Origin of the sequence: Sphingomonas sp. Leaf62 (assembly GCF_001421915.1) — a bacterium.
Lineage (GTDB): Bacteria > Pseudomonadota > Alphaproteobacteria > Sphingomonadales > Sphingomonadaceae > Sphingomonas.
Genome location: NZ_LMLN01000030.1, coordinates 18710 through 37050, shown reverse-complemented (window position 1 = coordinate 37050; position 18341 = coordinate 18710). Strand labels below are relative to the sequence as shown.

The 18341-nt window shown below is 64.2% G+C and carries 20 protein-coding genes and 1 pseudogene; 9 read left to right on the top strand and 12 right to left on the bottom strand.

What is annotated here, in order from left to right; translation table 11 throughout:
- The first annotated feature begins 127 nt into the window (after positions 1-127).
- From carA to ASE91_RS15435, 4 genes are all read left to right on the top strand, one after another.
- On the top strand, positions 128-1324 hold the full coding sequence (gene carA / locus ASE91_RS15450) for a glutamine-hydrolyzing carbamoyl-phosphate synthase small subunit (protein ID WP_056627721.1): 1197 nt from the start codon (positions 128-130) through the stop codon (positions 1322-1324).
- A 405-nt stretch (positions 1325-1729) separates the two neighbouring features.
- The gene (gene carB, locus ASE91_RS15445) at positions 1730-5050 is read left to right on the top strand and encodes a carbamoyl-phosphate synthase large subunit (protein ID WP_056627718.1); all 3321 of its coding nucleotides are present in this window, start codon (positions 1730-1732) and stop codon (positions 5048-5050) included.
- A gap of 97 nt (positions 5051-5147) precedes the next feature.
- A complete protein-coding gene (gene greA, locus ASE91_RS15440; protein WP_056004117.1) occupies positions 5148-5624 on the top strand; it encodes a transcription elongation factor GreA in 477 nt (158 codons plus the stop codon).
- 6 nt (positions 5625-5630) lie between these two features.
- Entirely contained in the window at positions 5631-6293 is a 663-nt protein-coding gene (locus ASE91_RS15435; protein ID WP_056627714.1) for a rhomboid family intramembrane serine protease, read from the top strand.
- A 173-nt stretch (positions 6294-6466) separates the two neighbouring features.
- Here ASE91_RS15435 and ASE91_RS15430 read toward each other — a convergent pair whose 3' ends face one another.
- From ASE91_RS15430 to ASE91_RS15410, 5 genes are all read right to left on the bottom strand, one after another.
- On the bottom strand, positions 6467-6688 hold the full coding sequence (locus ASE91_RS15430; protein ID WP_056004110.1) for a DUF4170 domain-containing protein: 222 nt from the start codon (positions 6686-6688) through the stop codon (positions 6467-6469).
- Between the two features lie 91 nt (positions 6689-6779).
- Entirely contained in the window at positions 6780-7259 is a 480-nt protein-coding gene (locus ASE91_RS19025; protein ID WP_082449920.1) for a DUF883 family protein, read from the bottom strand.
- Between the two features lie 4 nt (positions 7260-7263).
- Positions 7264-7569, bottom strand: a complete 306-nt coding sequence (locus ASE91_RS15420) for a hypothetical protein (RefSeq protein WP_056627704.1) — start codon at positions 7567-7569, stop codon at positions 7264-7266.
- A complete protein-coding gene (locus ASE91_RS15415; RefSeq protein ID WP_056627701.1) occupies positions 7569-7901 on the bottom strand; it encodes a phage holin family protein in 333 nt (110 codons plus the stop codon). Before ASE91_RS15415 ends, ASE91_RS15420 begins: the two co-directional genes overlap by 1 nt.
- Before the next feature lie 8 nt (positions 7902-7909).
- A complete protein-coding gene (locus ASE91_RS15410; RefSeq protein ID WP_056627698.1) occupies positions 7910-8446 on the bottom strand; it encodes a hypothetical protein in 537 nt (178 codons plus the stop codon).
- A 141-nt stretch (positions 8447-8587) separates the two neighbouring features.
- Between ASE91_RS15410 and eno the strand changes: the two genes are divergently transcribed.
- Positions 8588-9862, top strand: coding sequence for a phosphopyruvate hydratase (gene eno / locus ASE91_RS15405; protein WP_056627695.1), 1275 nt, complete (start codon positions 8588-8590; stop codon positions 9860-9862).
- 108 nt (positions 9863-9970) lie between these two features.
- On the opposite strand, the gene ASE91_RS15400 is transcribed toward eno, so the two are convergent.
- The 3 genes from ASE91_RS15400 to ASE91_RS15390 all read right to left on the bottom strand — a co-directional run bounded on the left by ASE91_RS15400 (position 9971) and on the right by ASE91_RS15390 (position 11191).
- Complete coding sequence (locus ASE91_RS15400; protein WP_056004098.1) at positions 9971-10309, bottom strand: hypothetical protein; 339 nt, start codon at positions 10307-10309, stop codon at positions 9971-9973.
- 47 nt (positions 10310-10356) lie between these two features.
- Entirely contained in the window at positions 10357-10722 is a 366-nt protein-coding gene (locus ASE91_RS15395) for a hypothetical protein (protein WP_056627692.1), read from the bottom strand.
- A 100-nt stretch (positions 10723-10822) separates the two neighbouring features.
- Positions 10823-11191 (bottom strand): tRNA-binding protein, encoded by a 369-nt coding sequence (locus ASE91_RS15390; protein ID WP_056627689.1) that lies wholly within the window; start codon positions 11189-11191, stop codon positions 10823-10825.
- 62 nt (positions 11192-11253) lie between these two features.
- On the opposite strand from ASE91_RS15390, the gene ASE91_RS15385 reads away from it, so the two are divergent.
- The 3 genes from ASE91_RS15385 (at position 11254) to ASE91_RS15375 (ending at position 14199) form a co-directional block, all read left to right on the top strand.
- Positions 11254-11610, top strand: a complete 357-nt coding sequence (locus ASE91_RS15385) for an FtsB family cell division protein (protein WP_082449919.1) — start codon at positions 11254-11256, stop codon at positions 11608-11610.
- Between the two features lie 98 nt (positions 11611-11708).
- A complete protein-coding gene (gene pdhA / locus ASE91_RS15380; protein ID WP_056004085.1) occupies positions 11709-12758 on the top strand; it encodes a pyruvate dehydrogenase (acetyl-transferring) E1 component subunit alpha in 1050 nt (349 codons plus the stop codon).
- A gap of 1 nt (position 12759) precedes the next feature.
- Positions 12760-14199, top strand: coding sequence for a pyruvate dehydrogenase complex E1 component subunit beta (locus tag ASE91_RS15375; protein WP_056627686.1), 1440 nt, complete (start codon positions 12760-12762; stop codon positions 14197-14199).
- Positions 14200-14349: 150 nt separating this feature from the next.
- Here the strand turns inward: ASE91_RS15375 and ASE91_RS15370 are convergent, their stop codons facing one another.
- The 4 genes and pseudogenes from ASE91_RS15370 to ASE91_RS21075 form a co-directional block, all read right to left on the bottom strand.
- Positions 14350-15027 carry a TadE/TadG family type IV pilus assembly protein gene (locus ASE91_RS15370; RefSeq protein WP_056627683.1) on the bottom strand — a complete coding sequence of 226 codons (678 nt, stop codon included), beginning with the start codon at positions 15025-15027 and terminating at the stop codon, positions 14350-14352.
- The gene (locus ASE91_RS15365; protein WP_056627680.1) at positions 15021-15602 is read right to left on the bottom strand and encodes a TadE/TadG family type IV pilus assembly protein; all 582 of its coding nucleotides are present in this window, start codon (positions 15600-15602) and stop codon (positions 15021-15023) included. The genes ASE91_RS15370 and ASE91_RS15365 overlap by 7 nt, the downstream gene beginning before the upstream one ends.
- Positions 15599-17353, bottom strand: a complete 1755-nt coding sequence (locus ASE91_RS15360) for a vWA domain-containing protein (RefSeq protein ID WP_235530518.1) — start codon at positions 17351-17353, stop codon at positions 15599-15601. The genes ASE91_RS15365 and ASE91_RS15360 overlap by 4 nt, the downstream gene beginning before the upstream one ends.
- A 21-nt stretch (positions 17354-17374) precedes the next feature.
- Positions 17375-17566: pseudogene (locus tag ASE91_RS21075) on the bottom strand (TadE/TadG family type IV pilus assembly protein); the annotation flags it as partial.
- 93 nt (positions 17567-17659) lie between these two features.
- On the opposite strand from ASE91_RS21075, the gene ASE91_RS15355 reads away from it, so the two are divergent.
- A complete protein-coding gene (locus ASE91_RS15355) occupies positions 17660-18301 on the top strand; it encodes a squalene/phytoene synthase family protein (RefSeq protein WP_056627673.1) in 642 nt (213 codons plus the stop codon).
- The last annotated feature ends 40 nt before the right edge of the window (positions 18302-18341 follow it).

Here is an 18341-nt window from a genome sequence, read left to right as displayed (position 1 = left end):
CGTTCGGGTAAGCAATCACCCTTAGCTGCAATCGTCCGACGATCACAGGATTGACGGGGGGCGGGGTTGGGACTAGCCGCCACCGCTTAGCGACATCATCAGATTTACCCAGGAGTGCCCGCCCATCATGGCCGACGCCAAGCCATTCGCCATGCCCGACGGAGCTACGGGTGTTCTGGTCCTTGCCAATGGCGACGTGCTGTGGGGCCGTGGCTTCGGTGCCGAAGGCGCAGCGGTGGGCGAGGTGTGCTTCCACACCGCGATGACCGGCTATCAGGAAATCATGACCGATCCGTCCTTTGCCGGGCAGATCATCACCTTCACCTTTCCGCACATCGGCAATGTCGGCACCAATGTCGATGACGTCGAGGCGAACGATCCGCATGCGCTGGGCATGATCGTCCGCGAGGATGTGACCGAGCCGTCGAATTTCCGGTCGAACGAGCATCTCGATGCGTGGATGGCGCGGCACAACCGGATCGGCCTCGCGGGAATCGACACCCGCGCGCTGACCCGCCGCATCCGGCAGGGCGGCGCGCCGAACGGCGTCATCGCGCATTCGGCGACCGGCGAGTTCGATATTCCCGTGTTGCTGGCACAGGCGCAGGCGTGGCCGGGGCTGGAGGGCATGGACCTTGCCAGGACCGTGTCGTGCGAGACCCATTATGGCTGGGCCGGCGGGGCATGGCATCTGGGCAAGGGCTATGACGACAGCACGGGCGTGGAAGTTGGCGAAGTTGCCACGCAGGCGAACAAGCGTCCGCATGTCGTTGCGATTGATTATGGTAGCAAACGCAATATCTTCCGCAATCTCGTTCACGCCGGTGCTGAAGTAACCGTGCTACCGGCCACCGCGACCTATGAACAGGTCATGGCGGCCAACCCCGACGGCATCTTCCTGTCGAACGGTCCGGGCGATCCCGCCGCGACCGGCGACTATGCGGTGCCGGTGATCCGCCAGTTGCTGGAGACCGGCAAGCCGATGTTAGGCATCTGCCTTGGCCACCAGTTGCTCGGCCTCGCGCTGGGGGCGAAGACGACCAAGATGCACCAGGGCCATCGCGGCGCGAACCATCCGGTCAAGCGGCTGTCGGACGGCGCGGTCGAGATCACCAGCATGAACCACGGCTTCGCGGTCGAACGCGACAGCCTGCCGGCGAATGTCCGCGAGACGCATGTGTCGCTGTTCGACGGGTCGAATGCCGGCATCGAAGTGGACGGCGGTCGCGCCTTTTCGGTCCAGTATCACCCCGAGGCGTCGCCCGGGCCGCAGGACAGCTTCTATCTGTTCGAGCGGTTCGTCGCGAACATGAGGAAAGTATAGTCGTGCAGGCGACTGTCCCGAACCCGCCGCCCATTATTCTCCAGCGGGCGACACAGGTCGAGCAACCCTCTTGTAAAACGGATCCCTGCCTTCAGGTTCAGGGTCGCTCAATGGTGTTGGTTGGGTGGATCGTCGAAGGATTCAATAGAACACTCGAGGCGCTGCGAGAAAATTTAATCAGAGAGGGTTGGTCGACGTCGTCGCCCTGGAAGGTCGATGGTCATTTTGCTCTTCGAACATATACCACCGGCAAAAGTCCCGCAGAAGCAACGCTTCTCGCAGGGCGCCTGCAATCAGACATATTCGGTCCATACGAGATCAAGTGGATGATGTTTCCTTCAAGGCAGCAAGGGAAGTAGTCACAATGATCATGGCCCATTCCGTAACTCGAATCGATCGTTAATCATGCCAAAACGCACCGACATTTCGTCCATCCTCGTCATCGGCGCGGGGCCGATCGTCATCGGTCAGGCTTGCGAGTTCGATTATTCGGGCGTGCAGGCGATCAAGGCGTTGAAGGAGGAGGGCTATCGCATCGTCCTCGTCAATTCCAACCCCGCCACGATCATGACCGACCCCGACCTCGCCGACGCGACCTATGTCGAGCCGATCACCCCGGCGATCGTCGCCAAGATCATCGAGAAGGAGCGCCCCGATGCGGTGCTGCCGACGATGGGCGGGCAGACGGCGCTGAACACCGCGCTGGCGCTGGCCAATGACGGGACGCTCGAAAAGTTCGGCGTGACGATGATCGGTGCCGATGCCGAAGCGATCGACAAGGCCGAGGACCGTCAGAAGTTCAAGGTCGCGATGGACAAGATCGGCCTCGAATCCGCGCGCAGCCATATCGCGCACAGCGAGGCGGAGGCGCTGGCCGGGTTGGAGCATGTCGGGCTGCCGGCGATCATCCGCCCGTCGTTCACATTGGGCGGGACCGGCGGCGGCGTCGCCTATAACCGCGACGAATTTCTGAAGATCGTTCGCGAAGGGCTGGACGCGTCGCCGACCACCGAGGTGCTGATCGAGGAATCGCTGCTCGGGTGGAAGGAATATGAGATGGAAGTCGTCCGTGACCGCGCGGACAATGCCATCATCGTGTGTTCGATCGAGAATATCGATCCGATGGGCGTCCATACCGGGGATTCGATCACCGTGGCTCCCGCGCTGACGCTGACCGACAAGGAATACCAGATCATGCGCAACGCATCGATCGCGGTCCTGCGGGAAATCGGTGTCGAAACAGGCGGTTCGAACGTACAGTTCGCGGTCAATCCGAAGGACGGCCGCCTGATCGTCATCGAGATGAACCCGCGCGTCTCGCGGTCGTCCGCGCTGGCATCGAAAGCGACCGGCTTCCCGATTGCGAAGGTCGCGGCGAAGCTGGCGGTCGGCTATACGCTCGACGAGATCACCAACGACATCACCGGCGCGACGCCGGCATCGTTCGAACCGACCATCGACTATGTCGTCACCAAGATCCCGCGCTTCGCCTTCGAAAAGTTCAAGGGGTCGCAGGCCTTGTTGTCGACGGCGATGAAGTCGGTCGGCGAAGTGATGGCGATCGGCCGCAATATTCACGAGTCGATGCAGAAGGCACTGCGCGGTCTGGAGACCGGGCTGTCGGGGTTCAACACCGTCGAACGCCTTGCCGGTGCGCCGCGTGCCGAGATCGAGGCGGCGCTGGCCGTCGCCACGCCCGACCGGCTGTTGGTCGCGGCCCAGGCGCTGCGTGAGGGCTTCACCGTCGCCGAAATCCACGCCATCGCCAAATATGATCCGTGGTTCCTCGAACGCATCGCCGAGATCGTCGCCGCCGAAACCGAAGTTTGTACCAACGGTCTGCCGCAGGACGCGGCGGGGATGCGTCGGCTGAAGTCGATGGGGTTCAGCGACAAGCGGCTGGCGTGGCTGGCGCTGCAATCGGCCAATCTGCGCGGCATGGAGCGTGGCATCGCGCGCGGGTCGGGCCTGATCCACGAAGTCGTCAAGATGATGACCGGTGGCGTGACCGAGGAAGAGGTGCGCGCGCATCGCCACAAGCTGGACGTGCGGCCGGTCTTCAAGCGGATCGACACCTGCGCCGCCGAGTTCGAGGCGAAGACGCCGTATATGTATTCGACCTACGAAGCGCCGACGTTCGGCGAGCCGGAGGATGAAAGCGCGCCGTCGGACGCGCGGAAGATCGTCATCCTCGGCGGTGGTCCGAACCGGATCGGGCAGGGGATCGAGTTCGATTATTGCTGCTGCCATGCCTGCTTTGCGCTCAGCGACGCCGGCTATGAAACCATCATGGTCAACTGCAATCCGGAAACGGTGTCGACCGATTACGACACGTCGGACCGGCTGTATTTCGAACCGCTGACCGCCGAGGACGTGCTGGAAATCCTGCATGTCGAAGCGTCGAGGGGCGAGCTGGTCGGGGTGATCGTGCAGTTTGGCGGGCAGACGCCGCTGAACCTCGCCCGCGCACTCGAAGCGGCCGGTATCCCGATCCTCGGCACGACGCCCGATTCGATCGATCTGGCCGAGGATCGTGAGCGCTTCGCCGATCTGGTCACCTCGCTCGGCCTGCTCCAGCCGGCCAATGGTCTGGCGCGCAGCCGCGACGAAGCGGCGGTGATCGCCGAGCGGATCGGCTATCCGGTGCTGATGCGGCCGAGCTATGTGCTGGGCGGGCGGGCGATGGAGATCGTCGATTCGCTGGGCCAGCTCGACGATTATATCCAGACGGCGGTGCAGGTGTCGGGCGATTCGCCGGTCCTGATCGACCAGTATCTGCGCGACGCGATCGAGGTCGATGTCGATGCGATCGCCGATGGCGACGATGTCGTCGTCGCGGGCGTGTTGCAGCATATCGAGGAAGCCGGTGTCCATTCGGGCGACAGCGCGTGCTCGATGCCGCCCTATTCGTTGACCGCAGAGGTCATTGCCGAGATCGAGCGGCAGACGGTGGCGCTGGCCAAGGCGCTGAACGTCAAGGGGCTGATGAACATCCAGTTCGCGGTCAAGGACGGCAAGGTCTATCTGATCGAGGTCAATCCGCGCGCCAGCCGCACCGTGCCGTTCGTCGCCAAGGCGATCGGCACGCCGGTCGCCAAGATCGCGGCGCGGGTGATGGCGGGCGAGAAGCTGGCCAACCTGCCGATGATCGACCGCCATATCGACCATGTCGCGGTCAAGGAAGCGGTGTTCCCATGGGGCCGCTTCCCCGGCGTCGATCCCGTGTTGTCACCCGAAATGAAGTCGACCGGCGAAGTCATGGGAATCGATAGTGATTTCGCGACTGCCTTTGCCAAGGCGCAGATGGGTGCGAGCATCGTCCTGCCCACCGGTGGCACGGTGTTCGTCTCGGTCAAGTCGGGCGACAAGCCGGTGATCCTGCCCGGCGTGCAGTTGCTGGTCGAGATGGGGTTCAGGATCGTCGCGACCGCCGGCACCGCCGATTATCTGGCCGAACACGGCGTGCCGGTAGAACGCGTGAACAAGGTGGCGCAGGGCCGCCCGCATATCGTGGACAAGATCTTCGACGGCGATATCGCGATGATCTTCAACACGACCGAAGGCTGGCAGTCGCTGAAGGATTCCGAATCGATCCGTGCTTCGGCGCAATCGCAGAAGGTGCCGTATTTCACGACCGCGCCCGCCAGCGTGGCGGTGGCGCAGGCCATTCAGGCACTGGCGGCCCGCTCCCTTGAAGTGCGGCCGTTGCAGTCCTATTATTCTTGATCGCACAACTGATCCCCATCAGCGAATAGTTGCGCACGGACGGGCAGGGAGGCCCGGCCGTGTGAGGGGGCTACTTACGAAAAGGGACGCGCGCGCGATGGCGACGGTCGAAAAGATGCCGATGTTGCAAGAGGGCTATGATCGCCTGACGGTGCATCTCAAGCAACTGAAGGTCGAACGGCCGCAGATCATCGACGCGATCGAGGAAGCGCGCGCGCATGGCGATCTGTCGGAAAACGCCGAATATCATGCGGCGAAGGAACGGCAGGGCCAGATCGAGGCATCGATCGCCGATATCGAGGACAAGCTGTCGCGCGCGCAGGTCATTGATCCGAAGGACCTGTCGGGCGACAAGGTCGTGTTCGGCGCGACCGTGACCCTGCTCGATGAGGACGACAAGGCGGTCACCTACCAGATCGTCGGCCAGACTGAGGCCGATGCCAAGTCGGGCCGTATCTCGTACAATTCGCCGATGGGACGCGCGCTGATCGGGCGCAAGATCGACGACGATGTCGAGGTGACGGTGCCGTCAGGCGACCGGTATTACCAGATTTCGAAGATCGAGTTCATCTAAACTCCGATGTTCGAACGGCGTCCTTCGCCGTCGATCGTGGTGATCGGCGGGTCGATCGCGTGCGTCAGCGCGTGGCTGATCCTGACCGGTTGCGTGTGGAGCGCGGCGATCGCGGCGGGCTTCGTGCCGCTGCGAATGACCAGCAATGTCGCGTCGATCGAGGGGTTTGCGCCGTTCGTGCCGGTGTGGCTGACGCCGCTTACCGCCGCGTTCATCCATGACGGGTGGTTGCATCTCGGCTTCAATCTGCTGACCCTCGCCATCGTCGGCACCCCGACGCAGCGCGCGGTGGGCTTGCGCGGTGTGCTGGTCCTGTTGCTGGTCGGGGCTTATGCGTCGGTCGCGGCGCAGTGGCTGGCCGGACCGACCTCGCCCGCGCCGATGATCGGGGCGAGCGGTGCGATCTCGGCGCTGATCGGGGCCTATGCGCTGCTGTTCGGTGGCGGCAAGGCGAAGGCGATCGGGCCGGTGCCGGCGCATGTCGTCCATGCGCTATGGCTGGGGGTCAGCTGGACGCTGCTCAATCTGGCGATCGGCTGGTCGAGCGCAGGCAGCGAGATGCCGGTCGCGGGGGCGGCACATGCCGGCGGGTTCATCGCCGGGATGGTGCTGCTGCGACCCTTGTTGCGGTGGCGCTGGGGGGTGTGGCGGGTGGCTGAAACCGACTGAGCCGAGTTCGTATCGGTCCCCGTTCCTCACGTCGATCCCGTTGGCTTCGAGCGGAGGTTCGAGCTTGTCGAGAACCGCAGTCAAGAAGACGGTGCCCCGAGTGGGCAAGTTCTCGACGGACGCTTCTCGACAAGCTCGAAGCTGCTCGAACCAAACGGGTTAGTAAGCGACCCTTACGCCGCCGGCAGTTCCGGTTCGAGCAGGCGGTGGAGGTGGACCACCACATACTTCATCTCGGCATCGTCGACGGTCCGCTGTGCGGCGGCGCGCCATGCTTTTTCCGCGCTGGCATAGTCGCCGAAGATGCCGACGACGTCGATCGCCTTGAGGTCGGCGAAATCGAGCGTGCGCGGATCGGCGACGCGGCCGCCGAAGACGAGGTGGAGTTTGCTCATGATCGCTCCCGCAGTGCAAAAAAAGATACGCCCCGTCGCATAGCGGACGGAGCGTACCCTTCAACCCATAAACTGGGATTCGTGGTGGAGGTCAGCCCTTGACGGCGGCCTTGCCACTGTCTTTGGCCGCCTGCACCACCGTACCGAACGCGGCGCGAAGCTGTTCCTTGGCACCGTCCTTGCTCGGCAGCGCGGCGGTCAGCTGCTCCTTGCCGACGTCGCGTGCCGTTGCGGCAGCGGCGGTGGCGGCAGCGGCGAGCTTCTTGCCGAGCGGGGCGAGCGTCTTCGTTTCCTGCGCGGTGCGCGGCAGCAAGGCACCGACGACGGCACCGAGCGCTAGGCCGCCGGCGAGGACCGCGAGCGGATTGGTCTCGATCGTGTCGGATGCGCGCTTGGCGGCGTCATGCGCTGCTTCCGACGCGCGCTGGGCGGCTTCGTGCGCGGCGTCCGAGGCACGCTTTGCGGCGTCGTGGGCGGCGTCGCTGGTGGCGTGGGCGGCGGTCGAAGCCTTTTCCTTCAGCGTGTCGATGGTGCCCGCGGTTTCGTGCGGGACGGTCTTGAGTTCGCTCATGATGTCATTCCTTGTTCGGGACGGGCGGGGGCGCGGCGATGGGGGGCGGGGGTGGAGCCTTGCGGAACAGCCGGGCGATGCGCTTGCGGGCGAGCAGGGCGACGAAGCCGGTCGCGATGCCGGCGGCCACGCCCGGCCGTTCCATCACGAGGGCGACGCCATCCTCCGCCTTGTCTTTCAGGTCGTCGGCCACGCCCGAGGCGATAGTCGACGGCGACAGGCGATGCTTCGCTTCGGCAAGGCTGGCCTGCAACCGGGCACGCTTGATCAGCGCGTCGGTGCGGGCGGCAGCGAGGGTTGGCGGAATCATCAGCTGTCTCCCAACGGCGCGACAACGCGCTTGAAGCTAGACAACGCGACCTTGGCGAGGATCGCCGCCACGACCAGCGCCACGACGACGACCAGCAACGTGGCCCAGCCCGGCCCCATGATCGGCCGCAGCGACAGGATCGCCCCGACCAGCAAGGCGGTGACCGCCGACAGCGCGATGACCACCGCGCCGACCGCAAGGCCTGCGGCGATGCTGGCCTGCGACCCGCGCGTGCTGGCCACCGTCTTCCACAGCGTCAACTCGGCCTTGGCATAGGCCTTCGCGTCCTCAACGACGCGGCCGACAACCGTTCCCAGCCCCTCGTCCCCCATGATCGGGGTCAGCCCTTTACCGCGGGGATGGTGTCGGCATCGGTGCCGGCCTTCACGATGCGCGCCAGCAGGAAGCCGAGTGCTGCGGCAGTGCCGATGGCGACTGCCGGGCTCTTGCGGACGAAATCGCTGGCGTCGGCGATCAGATCGTCAACTTCCTTGCCGCGCAGATTGTCCGAGAAGCCCGAAATGGCCTTGGCCGCCGAGCGGGCATATTGGCCATATTGTTCGCCGAGCTTTTCATCGACGGTACCGGCGGCATCTTCCACCAGCTTCGAGAATTCGTCGAGCGCGCCGGTGGCCCGTGCCTTGCCTTCGTCGGCCAGACCGCGCGCCTTTTCGGTCGCTTTCACCGACAGCTTCGACGCCTCGTCCTTCAGCGTCTGGGTGGTGCTGCCGGTCGAGGTTGCTTCCGAATCGAACGATGTCGTGGCGGCCGGCGTGAATTCGACGGTGCCGCCGGTAGTTGGCTTGAGATCGGCATTGAAGTCGACAGCGGTGTCGCTGGTGGCCGGCGAACCCCCGGTCCTGTTAAAGTCGGTCATAACGAATCCTTTCTTCGTTTCGGAACGATAACCATGCGGCCATGGTCGGGTTCCGTCGTGCGGAGGATTTGCGAGCGGCGGGACGAATGGATAGAGGGGCCGCGACCAAGCCGTTCGCACGGACATAGAAGGAGTCGTTACGTGACCGCAATCATTCAGGTGCATGGCCGCCAGATCCTCGACAGCCGCGGCAATCCGACCGTCGAGGTCGATGTGCTGCTGGAGGATGGCAGCTTCGGCCGCGCCGCGGTCCCGTCGGGCGCGTCGACCGGCGCGCACGAAGCCGTCGAAAAGCGTGACGGCGATAAGAGCGTCTATCTGGGCAAGGGCGTGCTGGGCGCGGTCGAGGCGGTGAACGGCGACATCGCCGAAGCGGTGCTGGGCATGGATGCCGAAGACCAGAGTGACATCGACGAAGCGATGATCCAGCTCGACGGGACCGAGAACAAGGGCCGGCTGGGCGCGAACGCGATCCTCGGCGTCAGCCTGGCGGTTGCCAAGGCGGCGGCGGATGCCCGCGGCCTGCCGCTGTATCGCTATGTCGGCGGCGTGTCGGCGCATCTGCTGCCGGTGCCGATGATGAACATCATCAACGGTGGCGAACATGCCGACAACCCGATCGATTTCCAGGAATTCATGGTCATGCCGGTCGGTGCCGACAGCATCGCCGAAGCGGTCCGGTGCGGTTCGGAAATCTTCCACACGCTGAAGAAGGGCCTGTCCGAAAAGGGTCTCGCCACCTCGGTCGGCGACGAAGGCGGCTTCGCCCCGGCGCTGAGCAGCACGATCGACGCGCTCGACTTCATCATGCAGAGCATCGAGCGCGCCGGGTACAAGCCCGGCGAGGACGTGATGCTAGCGCTCGATTGCGCGGCGACCGAATTCTTCAAGGGCGGCCGGTACGAGATGGTCGGAGAGGGCAAGTCGCTCTCCCCGCACGAAATGGCCGATTACCTCGCCGATCTCGCCGCGCGCTATCCGATCCTGTCGATCGAGGACGGCATGGGCGAGGACGATTTCGAAGGCTGGAAGGCGATGACCGACAAGATCGGCGACAAGGTCCAGCTGGTCGGTGACGATCTGTTCGTGACCAACCCGAAGCGGCTGGCGATGGGTCTGGAACAGGGCCTCGCCAACTCGCTGCTGGTGAAGGTCAACCAGATCGGCACGCTGACCGAAACGCTGGAGGCGGTGAGCCTCGCCCAGCGCAACCGCTATACCGCGGTCATGTCGCACCGGTCGGGCGAAACCGAGGACGCGACGATCGCCGACCTCGCGGTCGCGACCAACTGCGGCCAGATCAAGACCGGCTCGCTGGCGCGGTCGGACCGGCTTGCCAAGTACAACCAGCTGATCCGGATCGAGGAAGAGCTGGCCGGTGCCGCACGCTATGCGGGGCGTTCGATCCTGCGTTGAGGCGATCGTCGGTCTGCGAAGGGGGCGTCGGTGCGAACCGGCGCCCTTTTGCGTGGGGTGGCGTCGGCGTATCGTGGTCCGGGCCGCCGGAAGTCCTTCGATAGTGGCTCAGCGTTGCTTTTTGGCGATGGTCGCGGTGAAGTCCGGGTCCTTGTTCGCCACCCAGTCGACGAATTTGCGGACATTCGGATTCGCCAGCAGTGTGTCGACGTCCATGCCGGCGCGTTGCAGTTCGGAATTGGTGAAATTGGCCATCAACGTCTGCTGACAGATCGAATGCATCGGCACGACGTCGCGTCCGCCCCGGCTTTTGGGGACGGGATGGTGCCAGACGATCGTCTTGCCGGTGGGCCGGCCGCACAGCCAGCAGGGGACGGCGGGGGCCGGTGCATCGTCGCTGTCATCCGTCTGCGGATAGGGATCGTGCCGGTTGTTCTTGCGGGCCATGTCGTTGCCAATCCACCTAACTTCGGTCGCCGTTGCCGACGTGCTTCTCAATCCTGATACCGTAACAGGTTCGCGAACCCTTCGTTCGCCTTCGTCATCTTCGCGATTTTCCGCAGCTGCGCCCGGACGCCGCGGTCGAATCGCCGGTCGTCGTAGATGCCGGTAATCCGGTATTCGTCCTGCGCCAGCAACGCCTTCACGCGGCCGGCCAAGGCGGCCTGATCCGTCGTGCAATCGGTGGCGAGCAACGCGCGGCTGACCCATTCCTCCGCTGCGGCCTTATCATAGTCGCCCTGCGCCTCGTAGCCGCGCCGGTCCGCCGCTGCCTGCTCCAGCTTCGCGGCGGACAGGCGGCTCTCCAGCCAGAGGCGGACCCGGCTTGCGTCCCATGCGGCGGCGGTTCCGTTATTCATCCTTCTTCCTTCAAACGGGATGCGTTCGCCGCCCCCGGATATGGCCTGTATCGGCAATGCAGCGCGGATGCACCCGCCATGACCGGTGCCCGTGCGACGGTCAGAACAGCCGCCCGCCGTCCGGCACCCGCTGGTCCGGCGCGAACAGCACGACCGCGCTGGCTTCGTCGGGAAAGCCCAGCGTCAGCACCTCGGACACGAACTTGCCGATCTGACGCGGCGGGAAATTGACCACCGCCGCGACCTGTCGTCCGAGCAGTCCGTCGCAATCATAATGTTCGGTGATCTGCGCGCTCGATCGTTTGCGGCCCAGCACCGGGCCGAAATCGATGATCAGCTTGATCGCGGGCTTGTGCGCTTGCGGATAGGGTTCGGCGGCGACGATCGTGCCGACACGGATATCGACCTTCAGGAACGTGTCGAAGTCGGTCGGGTCGGTCAGGGTCGCGGGATCGTGCAGCAGGTGCATATCGGCTCCTTGGCACCGGTTGGTGGCTTGCGTGGGCGCAGGCTATAACCGACATACGCGCCATGTCGCGCCCCTCGCCCCTTCGTCAGATGCTGAAACGTGCCGGATGGCCGGCGCTGGTGATCCTCGTCATCGGCTTCTTCGCCTATCACGCGGTGCTGGGGCCGAACGGCGTGCTGGCGTATCGCGAGTATCAGCGCAACCTGGCGGTGCGGAAGGCGCAATATGCGTGTCTGGAGAAGGTGCGCGCCGAGCTGCGCAACCGGGTCGAGCTGCTCGATCCGCGCCATGCCGACCCGGACATGGTCGACGAACTGGTCCGGCGGAAGCTGAACGTCGCCCACCCGGATGAATTCATCGTGCCGATCACTGGCGAGGCGGCGGCGCGAAGCCGCTGCGGGATCCGCATCGACGACTGAATCCGGACCGGAACGGGCAGGTTCGGTTGCACGAGGGCATAATTCGCGCCATAGGCGGCGCTTCCTTCCCATCCTTTCAGGAACGAGGCATCCGAACCGTGGCAAAAGCACCGGCGCCAGGCCGCATCAGCGAACCCGTCATTCCCAATCGCGAACGGCCGGGTGAGCCAACGCGGTACGAGGCGTCGAAAGAGGAGCTGCTCTCCTTCTACAAGGAGATGCTGCTGATCCGTCGTTTCGAGGAGAAAGCGGGTCAATTGTACGGCCTCGGCCTGATCGGTGGTTTCTGCCACCTGTATATCGGGCAGGAAGCCGTCGCCGTGGGGCTGCAGTCGGCGCTCGAGTCCGGCAAGGACTCGGTGATCACCGGCTATCGCGACCATGGCCACATGCTCGCCTATGGCATCGATCCGAAGGTGATCATGGCCGAACTGACCGGGCGCGAGGCTGGCATCAGCCGCGGCAAGGGCGGGTCGATGCACATGTTCTCGACCGAGCATAAGTTCTATGGCGGCCACGGCATCGTGGGTGCGCAGGTGTCGCTGGGCGCGGGCCTCGCGTTCGGTCACAAGTACAGCAACGACGGCGGCGTCTGCATGACGTATTTCGGCGATGGTGCGTCGAATCAGGGTCAGGTGTACGAATCGTTCAACATGGCCGAGCTGTGGAAGCTCCCGATCATCTTCGTGATCGAGAACAACCAGTATGCGATGGGCACCAGCGTCAACCGCTCGTCGGCCGAGGACCAGCTCTATCGCCGCGGCGAAAGCTTCCGCATTCCGGGCATCCAGGTCGATGGCATGGACGTACTGGCGTGCCGTGGTGCCGCCGAAACCGCGCTCGAATGGGTGCGTGCGGGCAAGGGGCCGATCATCCTCGAGATGAAGACCTATCGCTATCGCGGCCATTCGATGTCCGACCCGGCCAAGTATCGCAGCCGCGACGAAGTGCAGGCGATGCGCGACAATTCGGACCCGATCGAGGGGCTGAAGCGCGAGCTGACCGCCGCCGGCGTGCAGGAGGACGAGCTGAAGGCGATCGAGGCGGAAATCCGCAAGGTGGTGAACGCGGCTGCCGATTTCGCCGAAAGCGCGCCCGAACCGGACGCCAAGGAACTGTACACCGACGTTCTGGTGGAGACCTACTGAGATGCCGATCGAACTGAAGATGCCGGCGCTGTCGCCCACGATGGAAGAAGGCACGCTGGCCAAGTGGCTCGTCAAGGAGGGCGACACGGTCAAGTCGGGCGACATCATGGCCGAGATCGAGACCGACAAGGCGACGATGGAATTCGAAGCGGTCGACGAAGGTACGATCGCGCAGATCCTGATCGCCGAGGGCACCGATAACGTAAAGGTCGGCGCGGTCATCGCGATCCTCGCCGTCGAGGGCGAGGATGTCGACGCCGCCAAGTCGGCCCAGCCGACCGAGGCGCGTGCCGGCGAAGCCGCGGCAGCTACGCCGAAGGCCGACGAGAAGAACGACGACAAGGCACCGCCCGCACCCGAGGGCACGACGCAGCAGCACGCCGAGACCGGCGCGCGCCAGCTGTTCGACGCCGCCGATCAGGAAGGCGACACCAGCCCGGAAATCCCGGAAGGGACCGAGATGGTCAAGACCACGGTCCGCGACGCGCTGCGCGACGCGATGGCCGAGGAAATGCGGGCCGACGACCGCGTGTTCGTGATGGGCGAGGAAGTCGCCGAATATCAGGGCGCGTACAAGGTCACGCAGGGCCTGCTCGCCGAGTTCGGCGATCGTCGCGTCATCGACACGCCGATTACCGAGTACGGCTTTGCCGGCATCGGCACCGGTGCGGCGATGGGCGGCCTGCGTCCGGTCATCGAATTCATGACGTTCAACTTCGCCATGCAGGCGATCGACCACATCATCAATTCGGCGGCCAAGACCAATTACATGTCGGGCGGCCAGATGCGGTGCCCGATCGTGTTCCGCGGTCCCAACGGTGCGGCGAGCCGCGTCGGTGCGCAGCACTCGCAGAACTATGGCCCGTGGTACGCCTCGGTCCCCGGCCTGATCGTGATCGCACCCTATGATGCGGCCGATGCGAAGGGTCTGCTGAAGGCGGCGATCCGCTCGACTGATCCGGTCGTCTTCCTCGAAAACGAACTGATGTACGGTCGCTCGTTCGACGTGCCGAAGCTCGACGATTTCGTCCTGCCGATCGGCAAGGCGCGGATCATGAAGCCGGGCAAGGACGTCACCATCGTCAGCTATTCGATCGGCGTCGGCCTTGCGCTCGAAGCCGCCGAGAAGCTGGCCGGCGAGGGCATCGATGCCGAGGTGATCGATCTGCGCACGCTGCGCCCGCTCGACACCAAGACGGTGCTGAAGTCGCTCAAGAAGACCAACCGGCTGGTCGTGGTCGAGGAAGGTTGGCCGACCTGCTCGATCGCGTCGGAAATCGCCGCGGTGGTCATGGAGCAGGGCTTCGACGATCTCGACGCCCCGGTGCTGCGCGTCACCAACGAAGACGTGCCGCTGCCCTATGCCGCCAATCTCGAAAAGCTGGCGCTCATCACCAGCGACAAGGTCGTCGCGGCGGTGAAGAAGGTCACGTACAAGTAAGCCACGGCGCCGCTGCGGTATCCTCCGCAGCGGCGACTGGTCGCCGCGTCGGTTCGGGAATGTGCCGGACCCGCGAAGTGCCGATCACGCTACCGGTTTCCGGAACGGACGGCCTTCAAATCCGCCTTCGCGTGAATTTCGGATGGACCCTCAGACGGTGTAGCGGTCGCAGGTCATGCGTTGCTTCACCTGCGGTACCGGATCGCGCACGCCGTCCTGCAGCCAGCGATTGTCGCGCACGATGAAGGCGGCGGTCTGCTGCAATTTCGGGTTGCCGAGAAAGAAGGTCGGTAGCAGCGGCTGATAGTCGAAATTGATCTCGACGAAGATCACCGCCGCGCGATCGGGTGCCTGCACCGGCTTGGCCGGGTCGCCCATTCCCCGAAACGTGCTGCCCGATGTTCCGCCATCGCCTTCGCGGCCGAAACTCGAATCATAGCCCGGACCACGTTTCAGCCCGACGCAGCGCTGCCAGTGAATCCACTGCGCGCCATCCTTCGTCTCGAGGCTGGAAATCGTCACCCGGCCGTTGGTGGTGACGCCCAGTGCTTCGGTTTGCCGGCGCAGCCCGCCGATCACCTCGTTCACGTCGGCCTCGCGCAGCTGTTGCGTCGCAGCGTTGGTGTCGACGCCGACGCGCGAGATATTGTCGGCGAGCGTCTGCGTCGCCTGACTCAGCCGAAGCTGCTGGACGCCGAAATTGCACAATTCGACCGCGCACAGCCCGATGGTAAGGACGACGGGCAATGCCAGCGCGAATTCCAGCAGGGCGACGCCGCGCCGGGCATGGTGCAGATCGTGCAGTCGGCGGGCCACGATCCTCAGCATATCCGCTCCGGCGTGGCTGCGCTCTGCGTGTCATAGGGCTGGTTCTTGAGCGCGCTGGACGCCGAGATTGTCTGATCGGAGGACCAGCCCATCAGCCCGGTCAGCGGAAACAGGCGGGGATAGGTGATCTCTACGGTATAGACGGTGATGTCGTTCGCACCGCCCTGACCGGTGGTACCCGGATCGGAATCCCACAGGCCATTGCCGTTGGTGTCGGTGAAGCATTCCCCGGCGTCACGGCGATTGTTGCTGTTGACGTCGTCGAACGGTTCGGCTTCGACGCCGTCATAGTTGCGATAATGCAGTCGCTTGCTGATCCAGGTCAGGTTCGGCGCGACCGGTCGCACCTGCTGGATCACCGCCTCGTCGATCGCCGCGGCGGCGGACGTGGTCGCGTTACCCTCCAGCGTGCCCTTGCGCGCGGCGGCCTGTAGCGCGCCCGTCAGGATTGCCTGGGCGTACGACCGGTAGCACAGGTCGAACAGGCCCATCAGCAACAGCAGCAGGACGGGGGCGAGCAACGCGAATTCGATCAGGGTCGCGCCGCGCCGATCGCGCGCGATCCGCACGATCATTTCGACACCCGCAGCTTGGCGATCTGCGCCGCAATGCTGCTGAACGCGGTGTTGAGCTGTGCGGTGTTCGCCGCTTGATAAGCACGCCCGCCGGCGGCGCATTGTTCGAGCATCGGGCTGAGCGTCGTGCCGAAGGCGATGACCCAGACGGTAATGTTCTTGCGCCGGGCGACATCGCACAGTGCAGACAGGCGGTTGGCGACGATCGTGTTCTGCTGCGTGTCGGTCGGCATCCCGATAGTCCGACGCTGATCGAGCGCGGGCAGGCCATAGGCATCGTAAATCTTGCGGCTGGTATCGGTCTGGCCATCGGTCATAAAAATCAGGTGGCGCGAAATTTGGCTGCCGTTCGCCGCGGTCGTATTTTCGTTCGTGAACAGGCCCGTCGGCGAGAGGAGGCGCAGGCCCCACAAGAAACCGATGTCGTGGTACGTACCACCGCCGATGGTCAGGCCGTTGATATAGCTTACCAAATTTGCCCTGTTGACGGTCTGCAGTTTCTGCGCGGGGCTGGGGCAATAGGCAAGCCGGTTTCCGCCGACGTTATAATCGCCGATGTTCTGATAGTTGTCGCTCGTCGTTACGGTCTGCGTCTGCCAGTTGTCGATCGTGTACCGCGCATAGACGGCATATGGCAGCCAGACCTTCCACTGGGTTGTCGGGTCCGATGTCGGGATCATGTCGACATCGAGGTCGTACGCCGCTGCGGGGATCGTGGGATAGGTATCTTGTTTGACCGTCTGCCGTTCCTCGATGCACGCCGAGTTGGCGTTCCACGAAACGTCACGAAACGTATGGTTATCGCCGATCTGCAGGCTGATCGTCCCGCCGCTGACCGTTGATCCGTTGCCCTTCAGCGCCCGAACGTCATATTCGACCGGGCGATACTGCCAATTGTACTTGGTCGTTGATGTCGTCGTCTTCGTACCCTTGTTCGGGTTCGGTTTGTAATAATCTGTACGCGTCTGCACGTAGTTATTCCACCAGCTTTCATTCACCGTGCAAACGCCATTGGAAATGCTTGCCGTATAAGTGCTTCCATTGGACGTCACGGTGCTTAATACTGTATATTCGTTGTTAGGGGCTGGCTTGGACGGATCGCCCTTCCATTGTTCGCTATAGGTATTGGACGGAGCGACACAATTTTCGTTCGATCCCCGCGAGCTGCGTTGACCTGAATTTCCGCTTTTTTTGGTCCAACCACTCCATTTGTACCAGACATAGTCTCTGTTGTCGGTTGACGTGGAAGTCGATGTAGCCGTCCCGTCGGGAATGCGCGATTGATACGTCCATTTGTCGGCGATCCATTCGGGTTTCAGCAACATCCCGACATTTACATTGGACGAATAGGGGACCGCACCATAGCGGACCTGCGTCCCGGGCCTCTTAGAGGATTCGACCGTGTCGTAGAAATTGATGACGGCATTCCGCAAACCGGTGATCTTGTTCGCGGTATCGCCGGTGTTGGTGTCGCTCATCGATCCGGTGGTATCGAGAACGAACATGATATCGAGATTTGGAATTTCGAGCCTGGCTTCGCAGGCGACCGAGACGGTAACCGGTTCGAAGCCGGCCATCCGCATCACCGTCATCGGCACGGTGACCGACGCGGTCGCGGCGACCTGTCCTGCGGCAGTCTTGACCGGCGTGAAGACGGGGGCCTCCGATCCCATTGATCCCGTCTGGAAATTATTCGCGAAGAAGGCGCGCGCCTGCGAGTTGGCCGCGTCGTTGAAGTCGTTGCCGTTCATGAACTTCCGGCCAGCCAGCGCGCCGGCATCGCACGCCTGTTGCAGGCGAACCTTGACGTAATAAACCCGCGCGGTATCGATCGCCGATCCCGCCATGCCGAGGAGGGGGATCATCGCGACCGCCATCATCGCCAGCGTATTGCCGCCACGATCGTGCGCCAGCCGCGTGAGAAAGCCGCCCGATCGTCCCCGATCCCGTCCGCGTCCGATCATTGCCCGTCCATCCCAGCGCCAAAGTCGCGCAATCGACGATTTGTTTGCCAGATCGGGGTTGACGGAGCGTAAAGACCCGCGCTGACGGGACCGATGCCCATCGATCCCGATCCCGAACGCAGCCTCGCGCTGACCTATGCTCCCGCCGACCGCCGCGCGGCATTGTCGGCGCTGCTGGCGCTCGACGCCGCGCTGGCCGATGTCGTCCGGACCACGACCCAGCCGGCGATCGGCCAGATCCGGCTGGCGTGGTGGCGCGAACAGCTTGCCAAGCTGGACCACGCCCCGCCGCCCGCCATGCCGGTCCTGATCGGATTGGCCGAAACCGTGCTGCCACGCGGCGTTACCGGCGCGGCGCTGGCAAAAGTGGTGGAAGGCTGGGAGGTGTTGATCGAGGAGGAAACGCTCGACCGCGAGACGTTGCGCCGGTTCGGGGCGGAACGGGGCGGGCAGTTGTTCGCGCTGGCGGCCGCGATTCTCGGCGGCGATGTCGACCGGGCGACGATGCTGGGGCAGGGGTGGGCGCTGGCCGACCTGTTGTACCATGTCGACGATTCCGCCACCGCCGAAACCGCCGGCGTGCTGGCCCGCAAGGCGCTGGCGACGCCGCTGCGCCGGGTCGCCCGGCCGCTCGGCATGCTGGCGCTGTCGGCGCGGCTCGATCTGGCACGGGTGGCACCCGGCGGGCCGAAACGGGCGGCGCGACTGGCGTGGTTCGGACTTGCCGGGCGATAGCGGCTGACCGATACAGGGCGACGGCAATCGGGGGTTAAGC